18 protein-coding genes are annotated in these 16,934 nt (G+C 67.8%); 15 read left to right on the top strand and 3 right to left on the bottom strand.

Annotated features, from left to right (window positions below):
• Window positions 1-187 precede the first annotated feature (187 nt).
• The 15 genes from NWI01_RS11385 (at window position 188) to NWI01_RS11315 (ending at window position 15,080) form a co-directional block, all read left to right on the top strand.
• Window positions 188-913, top strand: a complete 726-nt coding sequence (locus NWI01_RS11385) for a lytic transglycosylase domain-containing protein (RefSeq protein ID WP_244613729.1) — start codon at window positions 188-190, stop codon at window positions 911-913.
• Between the two features lie 238 nt (window positions 914-1,151).
• Window positions 1,152-2,909 (top strand): relaxase/mobilization nuclease domain-containing protein, encoded by a 1,758-nt coding sequence (locus tag NWI01_RS11380; protein ID WP_141383958.1) that lies wholly within the window; start codon window positions 1,152-1,154, stop codon window positions 2,907-2,909.
• A gap of 17 nt (window positions 2,910-2,926) precedes the next feature.
• A complete protein-coding gene (locus tag NWI01_RS11375) occupies window positions 2,927-4,900 on the top strand; it encodes a conjugal transfer protein TraG (protein WP_141383957.1) in 1,974 nt (657 codons plus the stop codon).
• Window positions 4,901-4,909: 9 nt separating this feature from the next.
• The gene (locus NWI01_RS11370; protein WP_141383956.1) at window positions 4,910-5,335 is read left to right on the top strand and encodes a ribbon-helix-helix domain-containing protein; all 426 of its coding nucleotides are present in this window, start codon (window positions 4,910-4,912) and stop codon (window positions 5,333-5,335) included.
• Between the two features lie 218 nt (window positions 5,336-5,553).
• The gene (gene trbB / locus NWI01_RS11365; protein ID WP_210242966.1) at window positions 5,554-6,492 is read left to right on the top strand and encodes a P-type conjugative transfer ATPase TrbB; all 939 of its coding nucleotides are present in this window, start codon (window positions 5,554-5,556) and stop codon (window positions 6,490-6,492) included.
• Entirely contained in the window at window positions 6,489-6,821 is a 333-nt protein-coding gene (locus NWI01_RS11360) for a TrbC/VirB2 family protein (RefSeq protein WP_141383954.1), read from the top strand. The genes trbB and NWI01_RS11360 overlap by 4 nt, the downstream gene beginning before the upstream one ends.
• Window positions 6,821-7,093 carry a VirB3 family type IV secretion system protein gene (locus tag NWI01_RS11355; RefSeq protein ID WP_141383953.1) on the top strand — a complete coding sequence of 91 codons (273 nt, stop codon included), beginning with the start codon at window positions 6,821-6,823 and terminating at the stop codon, window positions 7,091-7,093. Before NWI01_RS11360 ends, NWI01_RS11355 begins: the two co-directional genes overlap by 1 nt.
• Entirely contained in the window at window positions 7,090-9,579 is a 2,490-nt protein-coding gene (gene trbE / locus NWI01_RS11350; RefSeq protein ID WP_141383952.1) for a conjugal transfer protein TrbE, read from the top strand. Before NWI01_RS11355 ends, trbE begins: the two co-directional genes overlap by 4 nt.
• Window positions 9,576-10,334, top strand: a complete 759-nt coding sequence (gene trbJ, locus NWI01_RS11345) for a P-type conjugative transfer protein TrbJ (protein ID WP_141383951.1) — start codon at window positions 9,576-9,578, stop codon at window positions 10,332-10,334. The genes trbE and trbJ overlap by 4 nt, the downstream gene beginning before the upstream one ends.
• 5 nt (window positions 10,335-10,339) lie before the next feature.
• Entirely contained in the window at window positions 10,340-10,642 is a 303-nt protein-coding gene (trbK-alt, locus tag NWI01_RS11340) for a putative entry exclusion protein TrbK-alt (RefSeq protein WP_141383950.1), read from the top strand.
• A gap of 1 nt (window position 10,643) precedes the next feature.
• Window positions 10,644-11,954, top strand: a complete 1,311-nt coding sequence (gene trbL, locus NWI01_RS11335) for a P-type conjugative transfer protein TrbL (protein ID WP_141383949.1) — start codon at window positions 10,644-10,646, stop codon at window positions 11,952-11,954.
• A 3-nt stretch (window positions 11,955-11,957) separates the two neighbouring features.
• Entirely contained in the window at window positions 11,958-12,641 is a 684-nt protein-coding gene (gene trbF / locus NWI01_RS11330) for a conjugal transfer protein TrbF (protein ID WP_141383948.1), read from the top strand.
• Window positions 12,638-13,645 (top strand): P-type conjugative transfer protein TrbG, encoded by a 1,008-nt coding sequence (gene trbG / locus NWI01_RS11325; protein WP_141383947.1) that lies wholly within the window; start codon window positions 12,638-12,640, stop codon window positions 13,643-13,645. Before trbF ends, trbG begins: the two co-directional genes overlap by 4 nt.
• Window positions 13,642-14,859, top strand: a complete 1,218-nt coding sequence (locus NWI01_RS11320) for a TrbI/VirB10 family protein (RefSeq protein ID WP_141383946.1) — start codon at window positions 13,642-13,644, stop codon at window positions 14,857-14,859. Before trbG ends, NWI01_RS11320 begins: the two co-directional genes overlap by 4 nt.
• Complete coding sequence (locus NWI01_RS11315; protein ID WP_141383945.1) at window positions 14,856-15,080, top strand: DUF2274 domain-containing protein; 225 nt, start codon at window positions 14,856-14,858, stop codon at window positions 15,078-15,080. Before NWI01_RS11320 ends, NWI01_RS11315 begins: the two co-directional genes overlap by 4 nt.
• 14 nt (window positions 15,081-15,094) lie before the next feature.
• On the opposite strand, the gene NWI01_RS11310 is transcribed toward NWI01_RS11315, so the two are convergent.
• From NWI01_RS11310 to NWI01_RS11300, 3 genes are read right to left on the bottom strand one after another with little or no spacing between them, the layout of a single operon-like run.
• Window positions 15,095-15,403 carry a hypothetical protein gene (locus NWI01_RS11310; RefSeq protein WP_141383944.1) on the bottom strand — a complete coding sequence of 103 codons (309 nt, stop codon included), beginning with the start codon at window positions 15,401-15,403 and terminating at the stop codon, window positions 15,095-15,097.
• A 30-nt stretch (window positions 15,404-15,433) separates the two neighbouring features.
• A complete protein-coding gene (locus NWI01_RS11305) occupies window positions 15,434-16,360 on the bottom strand; it encodes a LysR substrate-binding domain-containing protein (protein WP_141383943.1) in 927 nt (308 codons plus the stop codon).
• Window positions 16,347-16,853 carry a hypothetical protein gene (locus NWI01_RS11300; RefSeq protein WP_141383974.1) on the bottom strand — a complete coding sequence of 169 codons (507 nt, stop codon included), beginning with the start codon at window positions 16,851-16,853 and terminating at the stop codon, window positions 16,347-16,349. Before NWI01_RS11300 ends, NWI01_RS11305 begins: the two co-directional genes overlap by 14 nt.
• Between the last annotated feature and the right edge of the window lie 81 nt (window positions 16,854-16,934).

Here is a 16,934-nt window from a genome sequence, read left to right as displayed (position 1 = left end):
GGTGCGCTTCCCCATCATCCCTTTGTTCGCGGGAAAGCCGTCTCATCCCTCCGTCCCGCTCGGTCGCAGGCCGGCCGGAGCGCGCAGCGAAGGTCAAGGGCGGCCGAAGGCCGGCGCTTCGCGCGCACCCTTTACCGCAGCGAGCACGCTGGCAGGCTGGCGGCGAAGCGGAGTCGGATCGGCCATATTGCTTACCGCCGTCCTGCTGTCCGGGGGCGCTGCGCCGGGAGCTGGTTGGGCGCAAGAAGCGCCCGTTGCCGCCCCGGCCGCTGCACATCCCTATGCAGGTCATGTCGCCGACGCCGCGCGGCGGTTCGGGATTCCCGAAGCGTGGATATGGGCGGTCATGCGCGTCGAAAGCCGGGGCAATTCGCGCGCCGTCTCGCGGGCTGGCGCGATGGGACTGATGCAGATCATGCCCGCGACCTGGGCGGGGCTGCGCGCCCGTTACGGTCTCGGCCCGGACCCGTTTGACGTGCGTGACAACATCATGGCGGGTGCGGCTTATCTGCGCGAGATGCACGACCGCTACGGCAACGCGAGCGCGATGTTGGCGGCCTATAATGCCGGACCGGGGCGTTACGACGACTATGTATCGCGAGGCCGTCCGCTGCCCGCCGAGACGGTCGGCTACCTCGCCCAGCTTACAGCCGTAGTCCGCGCGCCGGGAGCGGCCGAAACAGCGGTGAGTGCGCCGCCGGACCGCTTCGCGTGGCGTCGTGCGGCGCTATTCGTCCGCATTACCGGCAGCGGGTCCGCGCCGTCCGCCGCGCAATCGGACGACACATCCGATGCGCCGGGATCGGTCGTGGCGCGCGCCACCGAAGCGCAAGAGAGTGCGGCTTCTTCGTCACCGGACACGCAGGCGGATACGTTGTTCGTCCCCCGCGCCCGCGCGGGCCGACCGCAATGATCGGCGCTCGCTCCCGATCGGCCGCCGGATTCGAGAAGGGAACCGGGAGGGCAGGAAACAGGGGGGAAGTGCGAGGGCAAGATATAAGCCGCACCCCGTTTCGCGGAAAAGCCGGGGCTTTTCCGTGGCTTCACATGGGGGCGTCGGTCGGCGCGCGTGCCGCGCGGAAGGGAAAAGCCAGTAAAAACAGCGCCTCGAATGGCACCATAGGCCAATTTCGGCCGAAAGCGGCCTGGCCGTGAGCAAGGACAGCGATTTCCGCGTCCGGCCCGGCAAGGCCAAGCGCAGCAAGGCGCAGGGCCGCAATGCGCGCGGCCTGGTGGCCGAGGTGCTACGGGTTGCCGCGATCCATAGCGGCGGGCGGCGCAGCGGCGGCGCGTCGCGCCGGGGTGGTCAGTCCAGTTTCGGCCGGGGGCGCACGGCGTTCGCGCGCAACCGCCTGTTCGGTTCTGGCCGGCGCGTCATCGTCAAGATGCTGCCCGTCGCCACCCGAGGCCGTGGCGGGCGACGTATGGCGCCGCTGTCCGCGCACATCGCCTATCTGAAGCGCGAAGGCGTCACTCGCGACGGCTCGTCCACGCGCATGTTCGATGAACATGGCGACCGTGCCGACGATCGCGGTTTCGCCGAGCGGTGCAAGGATGACCGGCATCACTTCCGGGTCATCGTGTCGCCCGAGGACGCAGCCGAGTTGACCGACCTTCGCGAATATACCCGCGACCTCGTTCGCCAGATGGAGTCGGACCTGGGGACGCGGCTGGATTGGGTCGCGGTCGATCATTGGAACACCGACAATCCGCACGTCCATCTGCTCGTGCGCGGCGTCAACGACCAGGGCGGCGACCTCGTCATCTCCCGCGATTACATCAGCCACAACCTGCGCTCGCGCGCCGAGGAGCTGGCGTTCGCCGAGCTGGGGCCGAAGCCGGAACATGAGGTGCAACGTGCGCTCGACCGCGAGGTGACGGCCGAGCGCTGGACGCGGCTCGACGGCGAGATCGGACGCGCCGCCGACGAGCTGGGCGTGATCGACCTGCGCGCCGAGCGGCCCGGCCCGGACGACCCGCGTCTTCGCCGGCTGATGGTCGGGCGGTTGCAGCATCTGGAAACGATGGGACTCGCGGCCGAAGGGGAGCCGGGACGATGGGCGGTCGCCGAAGGCGCGGCGGCGAAGCTGCGCGACCTGGGGACGCGCGGCGACATCATCCGCACGATCGGCGCGGCGCTTAAAGAGCGCGGGCAGGATCGACCGCTCGACAGCTATGCCGTCGTCAGTGGCGCTCCCGAGAAGCCGATCGCCGGCCGGCTCATCGACAAGGGATTGCACGACGAGCTGGCCGGCACCGCCTATGCCGTGATCGACGGCACGGATGGCCGCACCCACCATGTCCGCCTGCCCGGCATCGAGGCGCTCGAGCATAGCCCGAAGCTTGGTGGCATCGTCGAGCTTCGGGCGATCGGACGACCCGGCGAGGATAAGCCGACGCTGGTGCTCGCCACCCGCTCGGACCTCGACCTTGCCGCGCAGGTCAAGGCGCCTGGCGCGACCTGGCTGGACCATCGCTTGATCGAGCGCGGCGCCGGCGTGGTGGACGGCGGGTTCGGCGCCGAGGTGCGCCGCGCGATGGACGCGCGCACCGATCATCTCGTCAAGGAAGGGCTGGCGCGTCGCTATGGCGAACGCACCGTGTTCGAACGCGGGCTGCTCGACACGCTGCGCAAGCGCGAGCTGGATTCGGTCGGCGCGAAGATCGCCGGCGAGACCGGGCTTGCCTACCGCCCCGCCGCAGGCGGCGAGAAGATCATCGGCGTCGTCCGCCAGCGGCTTGCGCTCGCGTCCGGCCGTTTCGCCATGCTCGATGACGGCCTTGGTTTCCGGCTCGTGCCTTGGGCCAGCACCCTCGAACAGCAGCTCGGCCGGCAGGTATCCGGCGTCGTGCGCGCCGGTGGCGGCATCGACTGGACGCTGGGCCGCAAGCGCGACCTCGGCCTGTAACCCCGAAAGGAAAATCCATGTCCGCGACCAAGATATTGTGGGGTCAGGTCATCACCGTGTTCCTGATCGTCCTCGCCGCCGTGTGGGGTGCGACCCAATGGACGGCCGCCGCGCTCGCATACCAGCCGGAGCTTGGCCCGCCGTGGTTCATGGCCTTCGGCTACCGCATCTATCCGCCGCCCGCATTCTTCTGGTGGTGGTTCAGCTTCGATGCCTATGCGCCCGACATCTTCAAGACCGGCGCGTTCATCGCCGCCTCGGGCGGATTCGTGTCGATCGCCGTCGCCATTGGTATGTCGGTGTGGCGCGCGCGCGAACTGAAGAACGCCGAGACCTATGGCTCGGCGCGCTGGGCAACCGAGCGGGAGGTTCGCAGCGCTGGGCTGCTGGGGCCGAACGGCGTCGTTCTCGGCAAGCTCGCGCGCGACTATCTGCGCCATGATGGGCCTGAGCATGTGCTGTGCTTCGCCCCGACACGGAGCGGCAAGGGCGTCGGCTTGGTTGTGCCGTCGCTTTTGACCTGGCCCGCGTCGGCAATCGTCCACGACATCAAGGGCGAGAACTGGACGCTGACCGCGGGCTTTCGCGCCCGGCACGGCCGCGTGCTGCTGTTCGATCCGACCAACGCGGCGTCGGCCGCCTACAATCCGTTGCTCGAAGTGCGGCGCGGACAGTGGGAGGTGCGCGACGTGCAGAATGTCGCCGATGTGCTGGTCGATCCCGAAGGCTCGCTGGAGCGCCGAAACCATTGGGAGAAGACCTCCCATTCGCTGCTGGTCGGTGCGATCCTTCATGTCCTCTATGCCGAGCCGGATAAGACGCTGGCGGGCGTTGCGGGATTCCTGTCGGACCCATCGCGCACGATCGAGCAGACGCTGGCCGCGATGATGGCGACGCCGCACCTCGGCGAAGCCGGCGTCCATCCCGTTGTCGCCAGCGCCGCGCGCGAGCTGCTGAACAAGTCGGACAACGAACGATCCGGCGTGCTCAGCACCGCGATGTCGTTCCTCGGCCTCTATCGTGATCCCGTCGTGGCGCAGGTCACGCGCGCCTGTCAGTGGCGCATATCGGATCTGGTCGAGGGTGAACGGCCGGCGACGCTCTATCTGGTCGTGCCGCCCAGCGACATCTCGCGCACCAAACCGCTGATCCGGCTCATCCTCAACCAGATCGGGCGCCGGTTGACCGAGGAACTGACGCCGAACGGCAACCGCCATCGCGTGCTGCTGATGCTCGACGAGTTTCCCGCGCTCGGACGGCTGGACTTCTTCGAGTCCGCTTTGGCCTTCATGGCGGGTTACGGGTTGAAAGCGTTTTTGATCGCGCAGTCGCTCAATCAGATCGAAAAGGCTTACGGCCCGAACAACGCGATCCTCGACAATTGCCATGTGCGCGTAAGCTTCGCCACCAACGACGAGCGCACCGCCAAGCGCGTCTCCGATGCGCTCGGCACCGCGACCGAGATGCGGGCGATGAAGAACTACGCAGGCCACAGGCTTTCGCCTTGGCTCGGGCATCTGATGGTGTCGCGGTCAGAGACCGCTCGCCAACTCCTCACGCCGGGCGAGGTGATGCAGCTCCCGCCCGATGACGAGATCGTCATGGTGGCTGGCGTCCATCCGATCCGGGCGAAGAAAGCGCGCTACTACCGCGACGCACGGTTCGCCGAGCGGATCATGTCCGCGCCCACCCCGGACGCTGGCCAGGTGCGGCCCGATGACTGGACGGGCCGCGCCGTCGTCGCCGATCCCGCCGCCGTGGCGCGGATCGTCCGTTCGGCAGAGGACGCGGCCAACGGTGGATTGCGCCGCGAACCAGAACTGCCGGAGCATGTCGCCATCGCGTCGGAGACTCCGCCGCCGCCCGCGCAGGAGTTTGCTATCGTGGACGACGAACCCGAAGATGCTGCGCGGCAGGCGGCCGTGCGGCGCCGGATGCAGGGGCTCGCGCGGCAGGCGTCGCTCGACCCCGGCGACGGTATCGAGCTGTAGGCGGCGATCATGCGTGTCCGGCTCAATGTCTATTTTCCGCCCGCGCTCGCCAAGCAGGTCGACGAGCTGGCGATTCGACGTCGAATCTCACGCTCCGCAATCGTGGAGGCGGCGGTGTCGTCCTATCTATCGCCCGATGGCGCTGACCGCATGGAGGCGGCGTTCGCTCGCCGGCTCGACCGGCTGTCGCGCCAAGTGCAGCGGTTGGAGCGGAACACGGGGCTCTCGATCGAGGCGTTGGCGCTGTTCGTTCGCTTCTGGCTGTCCGTGACGCCGCCGCTGCCCGATGAGGATCAGGCCGCAGCGCAGGTGAAGGGACGCAAGCGCTACGAAGGGTTCATCGAAACGCTCGGCCGGCGCTATGCGAGCGGTAAGAGCCTGATGGACGAAATTCCCGAGGATATATGGCCGCAGAATCAAACTGATTCGGAATAGTTGGCTCCATGCACGGCGTGGTGACAATCGGCTGATCCGCCCCATGCAAGTATATACCGCCGCCTCTACTACGCCCTCAACTAACTGTTGCAGCGGCTGAATTTCTGGCTCTCTTGATGTGCTCCTGACACCGGGCGGCGGTTCGCCCGGTCCATTGCAGGGGCCATGTCTTGACCGTCCACCCGATCCGATCCGAGGCGAGATCACGCGGCGCGCGGATGCTGCGCACGGCGCTCGGGCCGTCAATCGCGGCCTGGCTCGACGATCCCGCCGTCATCGAAGTGATGCTGAACCCGGACGGCCGATTGTGGCTCGATCGGCTCGGCGAAGGAATCAGCGACACGGGTGAGCTGCTGAGCGCCGCCGATGGCGAGCGCATCGTCCGCCTGGTCGCACACCATGTCGGCGTCGAGGTTCATGCCCGTAGCCCGCGCGTGTCGGCCGAGCTGCCGGAAGGAGGCGAGCGGTTCGAGGGGCTCTTGCCCCCGGTAGTAGCCGCGCCTGCCTTCGCGATCCGCAAACCCGCCGTCGCGGTGTTCACGCTCGATGACTATTCGGTGGCCGGCATCATGTCGGCGGCCCAGGCATGGGCGCTGCGGCACGGTGTCGAAACTCGTGCTAACATCCTCGTCGCGGGCGGCACCGGGAGCGGCAAGACCACGCTGGTCAACGCGCTGTTGGCCGAAGTCGCCAAAACCGGCGACCGCATCGTCCTGATCGAAGACACGCGCGAGCTGCAATGCGCCGCGCCGAACCTCGTCGCCATGCGGACCAAGGATGGCGTCGTTTCGCTGTCCGATCTCGTCCGGTCCTCGCTGCGGCTGCGCCCCGATCGCATCCCCATCGGCGAGGTGCGCGGCGCCGAGGCGCTCGACCTCCTCAAAGCCTGGGGCACCGGACATCCCGGCGGGATCGGCACTATCCACGCCGGAACCGCGCTCGGCGCGCTGCGCCGCATGGAGCAGCTCATTCAGGAGGCCGTCGTGACGGTCCCCCGCGCGCTGCTGGCCGAGACCATCGACCTCATCGCCGTGCTGGTCCGCGACGGACACGGCCGCCGGCTCGCCGAACTGGCCCGTGTCGACGGGCTCGACCCTGCGACCGGCGACTACCGCCTCATCCCGCTTTCCCAATCCCAGCCAGGAGACCTGCCATGATCCATGCCTTCCGGCGTGGCGCACGCCGCGCCATGCTCGCCGCCACCGCCAGCGTCGTCGCGCTGACCTTCGCCGTCCCGGCCCATGCCGGCGGTTCGTCGATGCCGTGGGAAGCCCCGCTCCAGTCGATCCTCGAAAGCATCGAGGGGCCGGTGGCGAAGATCGTGGCGGTCATCATCATCATCGTGACCGGCCTAACGCTCGCGTTCGGCGACACGTCGGGCGGCTTCCGCCGGCTGATCCAGATCGTGTTCGGTCTGTCGATCGCCTTCGCCGCCAGCTCCTTCTTCCTGAGCTTCTTCAGCTTCGGCGGCGGGGCGCTGGTCTGATGCTGGACGCTGCCGAGCCGATCGCGGGCTTTTACGCCCCCGTCCACCGGGCGCTGACCGAGCCGATATTGCTCGGCGGCGCACCGCGCTCGCTCGCCATCGTCAACGGGACGCTGGCGGGCGCGATCGGCCTCGGCCTGCGCCTCTGGATCGCTGGCCTGGTCATCTGGGCGATCGGCCATGCGCTGTCCGTCTGGGCCGCTCGCCGCGACCCGCAATTCGTGGACGTGGCCCGGCGCCACCTCCGTTACCCAAGCTGGATGCGGCCATGATGAACTTGCGCGAATACCGTGGGCAAGCGGCACACCTTGCCGACTTCCTGCCCTGGGCCGCGCTGGTCGGTGAAGGCGTCGTGCTCAACAAGGACGGTTCGTTCCAGCGCACCGCCCGGTTCCGCGGCCCCGATCTTGACAGCGCGACGCCGGCCGAACTGGTGGCAACGACCTCGCGGCTCAACAATTCGCTTCGCCGGCTCGGTTCGGGCTGGGCGATCTTCGTCGAAGCGCAGCGGACGCCCGCGCTCGACTATCCTGAGGACGATTTCCCCGATCCCGTGTCGGCGCTGGTCGATATGGAACGGCGGGAACAGTTCCGCGAGGAAGGCGCGCATTTCGAGAGCGCCTATTATCTGACGCTGCTGTGGATGCCGCCCGCCGCGGAAGCCGCGCGGGCTGAAGGCTGGCTCTACGAGGGCCGCTCCACCACCGGCGTCGATCCGTGGGAGCTGCTCAAAGGCTTCACCGATCGCAGCGACCGCGTGCTGAACCTGGTCGAGGGCTTCATGCCCGAGGTCCGCTGGCTCGATGACGCCGAAACGCTGACCTACCTGCACAGCACGATTTCAACACGGCTCCAGCGCGTGCGCGTGCCGGAAACCCCGATGCACCTGGATGCCTTGCTGGCGGACGAGCCGCTCACCGGCGGGCTGGAGCCGCGCCTGGGCGACCATCATCTCCGCACGCTGACGATCATTGGATTTCCGAGCGTCACCTTTCCCGGCCTGCTCGACGAGCTGAACCGGCTCGCCTTCGAGTATCGCTGGTCCACCCGCGCGATCATGCTCGACAAGACCGACGCGACCAAGCTGCTCACGCGTATCCGCCGCCAATGGTTCGCGAAGCGCAAGTCGGTCGCGGCCATCTTGAAAGAAGTGATGACGAACGAGGCGAGCACGCTGCTCGACAGCGACGCCTCGAACAAGGCAGCCGACGCCGACACCGCCTTGCAGGAGCTGGGCGCCGACTATGCCGGCATGGCCTATGTCACCGCCAGCGTGACGGTGTGGGACCGCGATCCGGCCATCGCCGGCGAGAAGCTGCGGCTGGTCGAGAAGGTCATCCAGGGCCGCGACTTCACCGTCATTCCAGAGGGCATGAACGCGATCGAGGCATGGCTGGGGAGCCTGCCCGGCCACATCTACGCCAACGTCCGCCAGCCCCCGATTTCCACCATCAATCTCGCCCACCTGATCCCCCTGTCAGCGGTATGGGCGGGGCCGGAACGGGACGAGCATTTCGGCGCTCCCCCCTTGCTTTACGGCAAGACCGAAGGCTCGACCCCGTTCCGGTTTTCCCTTCACGTCGGCGATGTCGGCCACACGCTGATCGTCGGCCCGACCGGCGCCGGCAAATCGGTGTTGCTCGCGCTGATGGCGATGCAGTTCCGCCGCTACGAGAATGCGCAGGTTTTCGCCTTCGACTTCGGCGGCAGCATCCGCGCCGCCGCGATCGGCATGGGCGGCGACTGGCAGGATCTCGGCGGGATGCTCGCCGACGAGACCGGCGACGGCGTGCAGCTCCAGCCGCTCGCCCATATCGACGATCCGGCCGAGCGCGCCTGGGCGGCGGAATGGCTGGCGGCGATCCTTGGCAGCGAAGGCGTCGCGGTCGATCCGCAGGCGAAGGAGCATCTGTGGTCGGCGCTCGGGTCGCTGGCGTCGGCGCCGGTCGCGGAGCGGACCCTGACCGGGCTTGCCGTGCTGCTCCAGAGTCAGCAGCTCAAGCAGGCGCTCGCGCCATATTGCATCGGCGGGACGTGGGGCCGGCTGCTCGACGCCGAGGCCGAACGGATCGGCGAAGCCGACGTGCAGGCATTCGAGACCGAGGGCCTGGTCGGCGCAGGATCGGCGGCTGCGGTGCTGTCCTACCTGTTCCACCGCATCGGTGATCGGCTGGACGGCTCGCCGACTCTCATCATCATCGACGAGGGCTGGCTGGTTCTGGACAGCCCGGACTTCGCGGCCCAACTCCGCGAGTGGTTGAAGACGCTGCGCAAGAAGAACGCCAGCGTTGTCTTCGCCACGCAGAGCCTCGCCGACATCGAGACGAGCGACATCGCGCCGGCCATCATCGAGAGCTGCCCGACGCGCATCTTCCTCCCCAACGAGCGCGCGGCCGAACCGCAGATCGCCGCGATCTACGAGCGGTTCGGTCTCAATGCGCGCCAGATCGAGATACTGAGCCGGGCGACGCCGAAGCGCGACTATTACTGCCAGTCGCGGCGCGGCAACCGCCTCTTCGAGCTGGGACTTGGGGAGGTCGCGCTGGCGTTCGCCGCCGCCTCCGCCAAGACCGATCAGCTCGCCATCGCCGACATCGTCGAGGCGCGGGGCCAGTCCGGCTTTGCGGCCGAATGGCTGCGGCGCCGCGGCTGCGCCTGGGCGGTCGAGCTTCTTCCCGAACCCCAACCCTATCCGCTGGCCGGCCGCCGGGAAGATACCGGCCAGCTTCCCCTAGCCTTGAAGGACATCGAACCATGAAGCCCTCCATCCTGCGCCGCGCCGTGCTGGCCGGCGCCATCGCCACGTCGAGCACGATCGGCATCACCGCCGCGACACCGGCGCACGCCCAATTCGGCGGGATCGTCTATGACCCGACCAACTACGCGCAGAACGTGCTGACGGCGGCCCGGTCGCTCCAGCAGATCAACAACCAAATTCAGCAAATCCAGCAAGCAGCGACGAGCCTCACCAACGAGGCGCGCAATCTCGCCTCGCTGCCTTTCAGTTCGCTCCAGCAGCTCCAACAGCAGGTGCAGCGCACACAGCAGCTTCTCGGCGAGGCGCAGCGGATCGCCTACGACGTGCAGAACGTCCAGCAGGCGTTCAACGGCCGCTACAGGGGCGCCGCGCTCACCGGCACCCACGCGCAGATGGTCGCCAACGCCAATGCGCGCTGGGAAGATAGCGTCGGCGCGTTCGAGGACGCGCTGCGCGTTCAGGCCGGCGTCGTCGGCAATATCGACGGCACGCGCACGGCGATGAACGGCCTCGTTTCGTCGAGCCAGTCCGCGACCGGCGCCCTTCAGGCCGCGCAGGCCGGCAACCAGCTTCTCGCCCTGCAATCGCAGCAGATCGCCGATCTCACGGCCTTGGTCGCGGCGCAGGGCCGCGCGCAGGCGCTGAATGCGGCTCGCCATACGGCGGCGGAGGAGGAAGGGCGTGAGCGGCGTCGGCGCTTCCTGACGCCATCCACCGGCTATCAGCCGGGCAACGCCCGCATGTTCCGCGACTGACGCCCGTGGACAGCAAGCTCCTCGCTCGGATCGGTGCAATCGTGTTCGTCGCCATCGCAATCACGATGACCGCGATCGAAATGGCGCGCGCACCCGAGCCGATGCCCGAGGCGCCGGGGTCCGTCGCCGAAACCCCGGCGACGGACCCGCTGCTGATCGAACTGCGCCGTTGCCAGTCACTCGGACAGGCCGGCGCGAGCGATCCCGATTGCCTCCGCGCATGGGCGGAAAATCGCCGCCGCTTCCTCGCGCCTGGTGCGCGTCCCGCCGCCCGCATCGCCGATGGGGCGAACCCGCAGGAGAACTGACATGGGCGGCACCGGCGTCGTCGATCGCTTTCTGGATGTCTTCACCCGCTACATTGACAGCGGGTTCGGTCTGCTCGGCGGCGAGGTGGCGTTCATCGCCACGACGCTGATCGTCATCGACGTGACGCTTGCCGCGCTGTTTTGGACGCGGGGCGAGGGCGACGACATCCTTGCGAGGCTTATCAAAAAGACCCTGTTCGTCGGCGTCTTCGCCTACATCATCGGCAACTGGAACAGCCTGGCGCGGATCGTCTTCGAGAGCTTCGCCGGCCTTGGATTGAAAGCGTCCGGCACCGGCTTCACGGCCGCCGAGCTGCTCCAGCCGGGCCGCGTCGCTCAGGTCGGCCTTGAGGCGGGTCAGCCCATCCTCGAATCCATCTCCGACCTGATGGGTTGGATCGCCTTCTTCGAGAATTTCATCCAGATCGCGTGCCTGCTGTTCGCTTGGGTGCTGGTCATCCTCGCCTTCTTCATCCTGGCTATCCAGCTTTTCATCACGCTGATCGAGTTCAAGCTGGCGACGCTGGCCGGCTTCGTGCTGATCCCGTTCGGCCTATTCGGCAAGACCGCCTTCATGGCCGAGCGCGTGCTGGGGCTGGTCATCTCGTCGGGCGTCAAGGTGCTGGTGCTCGCCGTCATCGTCGGCATCGGCTCCACCCTGTTCGACGAGTTCCGCGCCGGCTTTGGCGGCGCGCAGCCGACCATCGAGGATGCGATGGCGGTCGCGCTTGCCTCGCTCTGTCTGCTCGGCCTTGGCATCTTCGGCCCGTCGATCGCCAACGGCATCGTCTCAGGCGGTCCCGCACTTGGCGCTGGCGCCGCGGCCGGGACCGCACTCGCCGCCGGGGGCGCGCTGGTCGGTGGCGCTGCCGCCGCTCGCCTCGGTGCCGGCGCAGTCGCCGGTGCGGTTGGCGGCGCGGCCCGTGGCGCGGCGTTCACCTCCGGCGCAGCAAACAGCGCCTACGCGCTCGGCTCTGCCGGAAAGACCGGCGCAGCCGCCGCAGCGGGTGGCGCGGCCGGCGTCGGGCGGGCGGCCGTAGGCGCCGCGCTTTCGCCGCTCAGAAAAGCCGCCGGGTCACTCAAGGACAGCTACCGCTCCGGCGGACTCGCCGCCGTCACCGCCACGGGCGGCACGATTTCTGGCGGCGGCGCAGCGCCCGCGCCGGAGGCGTCCGGTGGCCCGCCGACCTGGGCCACCGCCATGAAGCGCCGCCAAACTATGACCCACGGCGCGACGGTCGCCGCCCATACGCTGCGCTCCGGCGACGGCGGCGGCGGCGGCGCGTCGGTTGATGTCAGCCAGAAGGATTGATCCATGTTCAAACGCCCCACCCTCCGCTACGGCCAGACGCCGGAACCGACGACCCCTTACCAGCGCGCCGCGCAAGCCTGGGACGACCGGATCGGATCGTCCCGCGTGCAGGCGAAGAACTGGCGCGTCGCCTTCTTCGGCGCATTGGCGCTTTCTGGCGGCCTGACCGCCGGCCTCATCTGGCAATCGGCGCGCGGCCATATCGTCCCCTGGGTCGTGCAGGTCGATCGGCTCGGTGAAGCGCAGGCGGTCGCGCCGGCCGAGGCCGGCTATCGCCCGACCGATCCACAAATCGCGTTCCACCTCGCGCGCCTCATCGAGCAGGTTCGCTCGATTCCCGCCGACCCCGTGATCGTCCGTCAGAACTGGCTCCGCGCTTATGACTTCACCACCGATCGCGGCGCGGTGGCGCTCAACGACTATGCGCGCGCCAACGATCCCTTCGCCAATGTCGGAAGGGTGCAGGTCGCGGTGGACGTGTCGAGCGTCATCCGGGCTTCGCCCGACAGCTTCCGCGTCGCCTGGACCGAGCGCCGCTATCAGGACGGCAGCCTCACCACGACCGAGCGCTGGTCCGCGATCCTTACCGTCGTCGTGCAGCCCCCGCGCACGCCCGACGCCCTGCGCAAGAATCCGCTCGGCGTCTTCGTCAATGCCCTCAACTGGTCAAAGGAGCTGTCGCAATGACCGTCAGTCCATATCGCCGTGCCGCATCGGCGGCGCTGCTCGTTTCCGCCACCGCGCTCGCCGGATGCGCCACCACATCGGCGCGGTCTCCAGCCATCACCTATGACGATCCCCCGGCCGAGATCGCTGCGACGCTCGCCCCGGAAGCGCCCCGCGCCGTCGAAGTGGTGACGATCCCCGAACCGCTGCCGCTTCCGGGCCAGTTGATGCCCCTGCCCGACACACGCCGCCCGCCGGAGCCGACCGATCCTCGCCAGCGCGTCGGCGCGGCGAACGCAGCCGCCCGCGTCCAGCCGGTGCGCGACGGCTTCCTTAACGCCATCCAGCAATATCCGTGGACCGACGGCGCGCTCTATCAGGTCTATACCGCGCCGGGTCAGGTGACGGACATCGCTTTGCAGGAAGGCGAGCAACTCGTAGGGCCAGGGCCGGTCGCGGCCGGTGATACCGTGCGCTGGATCATCGGCGACACCATCAGCGGCAGCGGTCCCACCGCGCGCGTCCACATCCTCGTCAAGCCAACTCGGCCTGATCTCACCACCAATCTCGTCATCAACACCGATCGGCGCACCTATCATCTGGAACTGCGCGCCACGTCCTCGACCTACATGGCGTCGGTGAGCTGGACCTATCCACAGGACGCACTGATCGCCTTGCAGGGCCGCAACGCAGCGGCCGCGCCTGTGGCGAGCGGCATCGACCTGTCCACGCTCAATTTCCGCTATCGCATCGACGGTGATCGCGCGCCGTGGCGACCGGCGCGCGCGTTCGACGATGGACGGCAGGTGTTCATTGAATTTCCGGCCGGGATCTCGCAGGGCGAGATGCCGCCGCTGTTCGTAAGTGGCGCATCTGGCGAAGCCGAGCTGGTCAATTACCGGGTGCAGGGCCGCTACATGGTCGTGGACCGCCTGTTCGCCGCCGCCGAACTGCGGCTGGGCGACCGGCGCAGCGCGCAGCGTGTCCAGATCGTGCGCACCGATGGACGGCGGGGGCGGCCGTGAGCGAGCCCGTAGACACCCCGGCCGCCGCGCCCGCCGCGCCGCGCTCCGATCCGCAGGCCTTCCAGCTTCGCGGAGACCCACCACGCGTCATGCGCCTGTCGCGCAAAGCGCTCGCCGTCGTTGGCGTCGCCGCCGGCCTCGGGATCGGCGGCTCGCTGATTTATGCGCTGCGGCCGCCCGGCGAGAAGACCGCGCAGGAACTCTACAACACCGACAGTAGGACCACGGCCGAGACTATCACCTCCGGGCCGAGCGACTATGCGCAGGCGCCCCGGCTCGGCCCGCCGCTCCCCGGCGACTTGGGCGGCCCTATTGTCTCCGCGCAGCAGCGCGGCGAGAATGTCCCCGTGCCGCCGGTCGGCGCGCAGCCAGGTCAACCCGATCCCCGCGCTCAGGCCGCCGAGGCCGCCCGCCAGCGCGCGCAACAAGAGCGCGACGCGGCGCGGACCAGTTCGGTCTTCCTCGGCAGCAGCGGCGGCGCGGCGTCATCAACGGCCCCGGCTTCCCTCGGCCTCGCAGCGCCGAACCCGGCACCTCCAGCGACAGCCGATGCAGCGGCGGAAAGCGACCAGGCCGCCAAACGCGCCTTCATGGCGCAGGCACCCAACCAGCGCACGGTCAGCGTCGAGCGGCTGACGGCACCGGCATCGCCCAACATCGTGCAGGCCGGCAGCATCATCCCGGCTGCGCTCATCACCGGCATCCGCTCAGACCTGCCCGGCCAGATCACCGCCCAGGTGACGGCCAACGTCTATGACAGCCCGACCGGGCGCATCCTCGTCATTCCGCAGGGCGCACGGCTGATCGGCGAGTATGACAGCGAGATCGCCGCCGGGCAGACCCGCGTGCTGCTCGCATGGGACCGCCTTATCATGCCGGACGGGCGCTCGATCGTTCTCGAGCGCCAGCCCGGCGCCGACGGAGCTGGGTTCGCGGGGCTACAGGACCGCGTGAACCAGCATTGGGGTAATCTCCTCAAGGCGGCAGCCGTCTCGACGCTCCTCGGCGTCGGCGCCGAGCTGGGCGCGGACAGCGAGGACGACCTGACCCGCGCCCTCCGGCGCGGCTCGCAGGACACGATCAACCAGACCGGCCAGCAGATCGTGCGTCGCCAGCTCAATGTGCAGCCGACGCTGACAATCCGGCCAGGCCATCCGCTGCGCGTGGTCATCACCCGCGACCTCGTGCTCGAACCGATCGGAGCAACGCGATGACGAAGTTGAAGCTGGGGCCGCTCGCTGACGACCGGCCGGTGAAGCTCACCGTGGAGCTGCCCGCCGCCGTCCACCGCGATCTTGCAGCCTACGCGGCTGCGCTGGCAGCGGAGACCGGCGGCGACGCTGTGACGCCGGAGAAGCTGGTTGCGCCGATGCTCGCGCGGTTCATGGCGAGCGACCGTGGCTTTGCGCGCGGACGGCGTAGCGCGAACGGCTGAGCGCCGCGCGAGGATCAGTTGCCGAGGAAGCGCCTGCGGCGTTCAGCGGCATCGACCTTGATGATCGCTTCTTCGGCCGTGGCGCATTCGCCACCACGCACCGAACCATCACGGCATCCGGCCACGACCTGACGGGCCTCGTCGATATTCGCCATGAAATACTGCGTCCCACGCGCCTCGCTCGATACAGGGGCCGCGGGCGGAACGGCAGCGGCTAGGGCGGCTTGCTGCGCTGGCGCGATCACCGGCCGCAACAAAAATCCGCATGAGAACCCGATGACCAAGGTGACGAGCATGATAATGATTGTCTTGCCTTGACCCATGACAGTCACTCCAAGAACAGGCAGTTTAATTTACTGAAATATCTGGGCGAAATCAAAGGAGAGCGCGTAGCGTGCTTTGATGAATTCAAGGAAACGCCGCAGCGCCGGGTTGTCGTTGTCAGCGCGCCAGCAACCGGAATGGCCCGTTAAGGCCGGCCCCTGTTCGCCGTGTATCGCTCGATAGACGATATCGGGATAGCGCGCTCCGGTGGAGCCTTCGCAAACGATGCTGATGCCGGAGCTCCCACCGAGAACGCTCAGCACTGTCTCGCGGCTCGCCTGGAGCATTCGGATGTCAGGCTTTACGCTCGAAACCGCCAAACGGCCCAGCAACATATCCCGTATCTCCGGGCCGGGATCAGCGGCCGGAAGCAGAAACCGCTCGCCGCGAAGATCCGTCCAGTGAACCACGTCGCGTTCCGCGAGCGGATGCGAGAGTGGAAGCGCGGCCAACATCCGCTCGCTCCAAAGCGGCTCGCAGCGGAATCCGTTATGGCTGGCGGCACCCATGAGGATCGCAATGTCGATCTCCCCTGTATCAAGGCCGGCGAGCAGGATGCTGCGGTCCGCTTCGACGCATCCGACTTCGACGTCGGGGTGCGCGTCGCACCAACTCATCATTGTTGCACGTAAATTGCCGGCGGAAACCGAGCTGTTAAGCCCCAGCACGAGACCACCCGCGCGGCCCTGGCCGGCTGCCCGCATCATCGCCACGAGCTTGTCGGCCGTTGCCACCATTGGTTTCGCGCCGCGAATGAAAGCGTTTCCGGCCAGCGTCGTCGTTACGCCGGCGCGCGAGCGCTCAAAGATCGGCATTCCGATCGAGCGCTCCAGCTTCAGGATAGCCCGACTGAGCGTCGATTGCTCGACATCGAGCGTACGCGCCGCTCGATAGAAGCTGCCGTGATCGGCGGCAGCGATTGCGTAGCGTAGTTGGCGGATGTCAAACGACATCATCCCGCTCGCTACTCTTGAATCGCGGCAACGGAGCGTCACGCGAGGCCTTGAACAGCACAATGCCCGCTTCGAGCCGGTCCAGAATGAAATGATCTTTGCTGGCTTTGGCGGATTTGATGTCCGCCTTGGAAAACACAGACAGGGACACCGCGCAGCGGTTTCCCAATTCACGAGCGATGATCGCCTTCGCACGGCACCACCGCGTTTCGTCAGCATAGAGCGTATGATTGACGACAACCCAGAATTCGTAATCCGAGAAATAGAGGGAGGCTTTGTCCTCGTACCAAGTGCGCCGGGCATAGGGACCAATAAGGACGATCTTCAGGATTTTGCCGGAGACCGGAGCCGCCACGCCCTCGAAGGAAGCGGCCGCGCGCAGGATGCGCGTGATACGTTCGATTTCTTGTTGCTTTCTCCGGATGAGGTGCCCGACGCGGGCCATGACCACCTCGCGCGCATAGACATCCTCGATAAACTGGTCCTCTCCGTGCACGTGCGCCCTCAATTGCCGGTTCACGATTTCCGGAAATAGACGGCACAAGGCGATTTCGGGCAATCCCGCTGAACAGAGGGG

This window comes from Nitrobacter winogradskyi (assembly GCF_006539545.1).
GTDB classification, from domain to species: domain Bacteria; phylum Pseudomonadota; class Alphaproteobacteria; order Rhizobiales; family Xanthobacteraceae; genus Nitrobacter; species Nitrobacter winogradskyi_A.
Note: the sequence above shows the minus strand (reverse complement) of the source record. Positions and strands in the feature narration are given on the sequence as shown.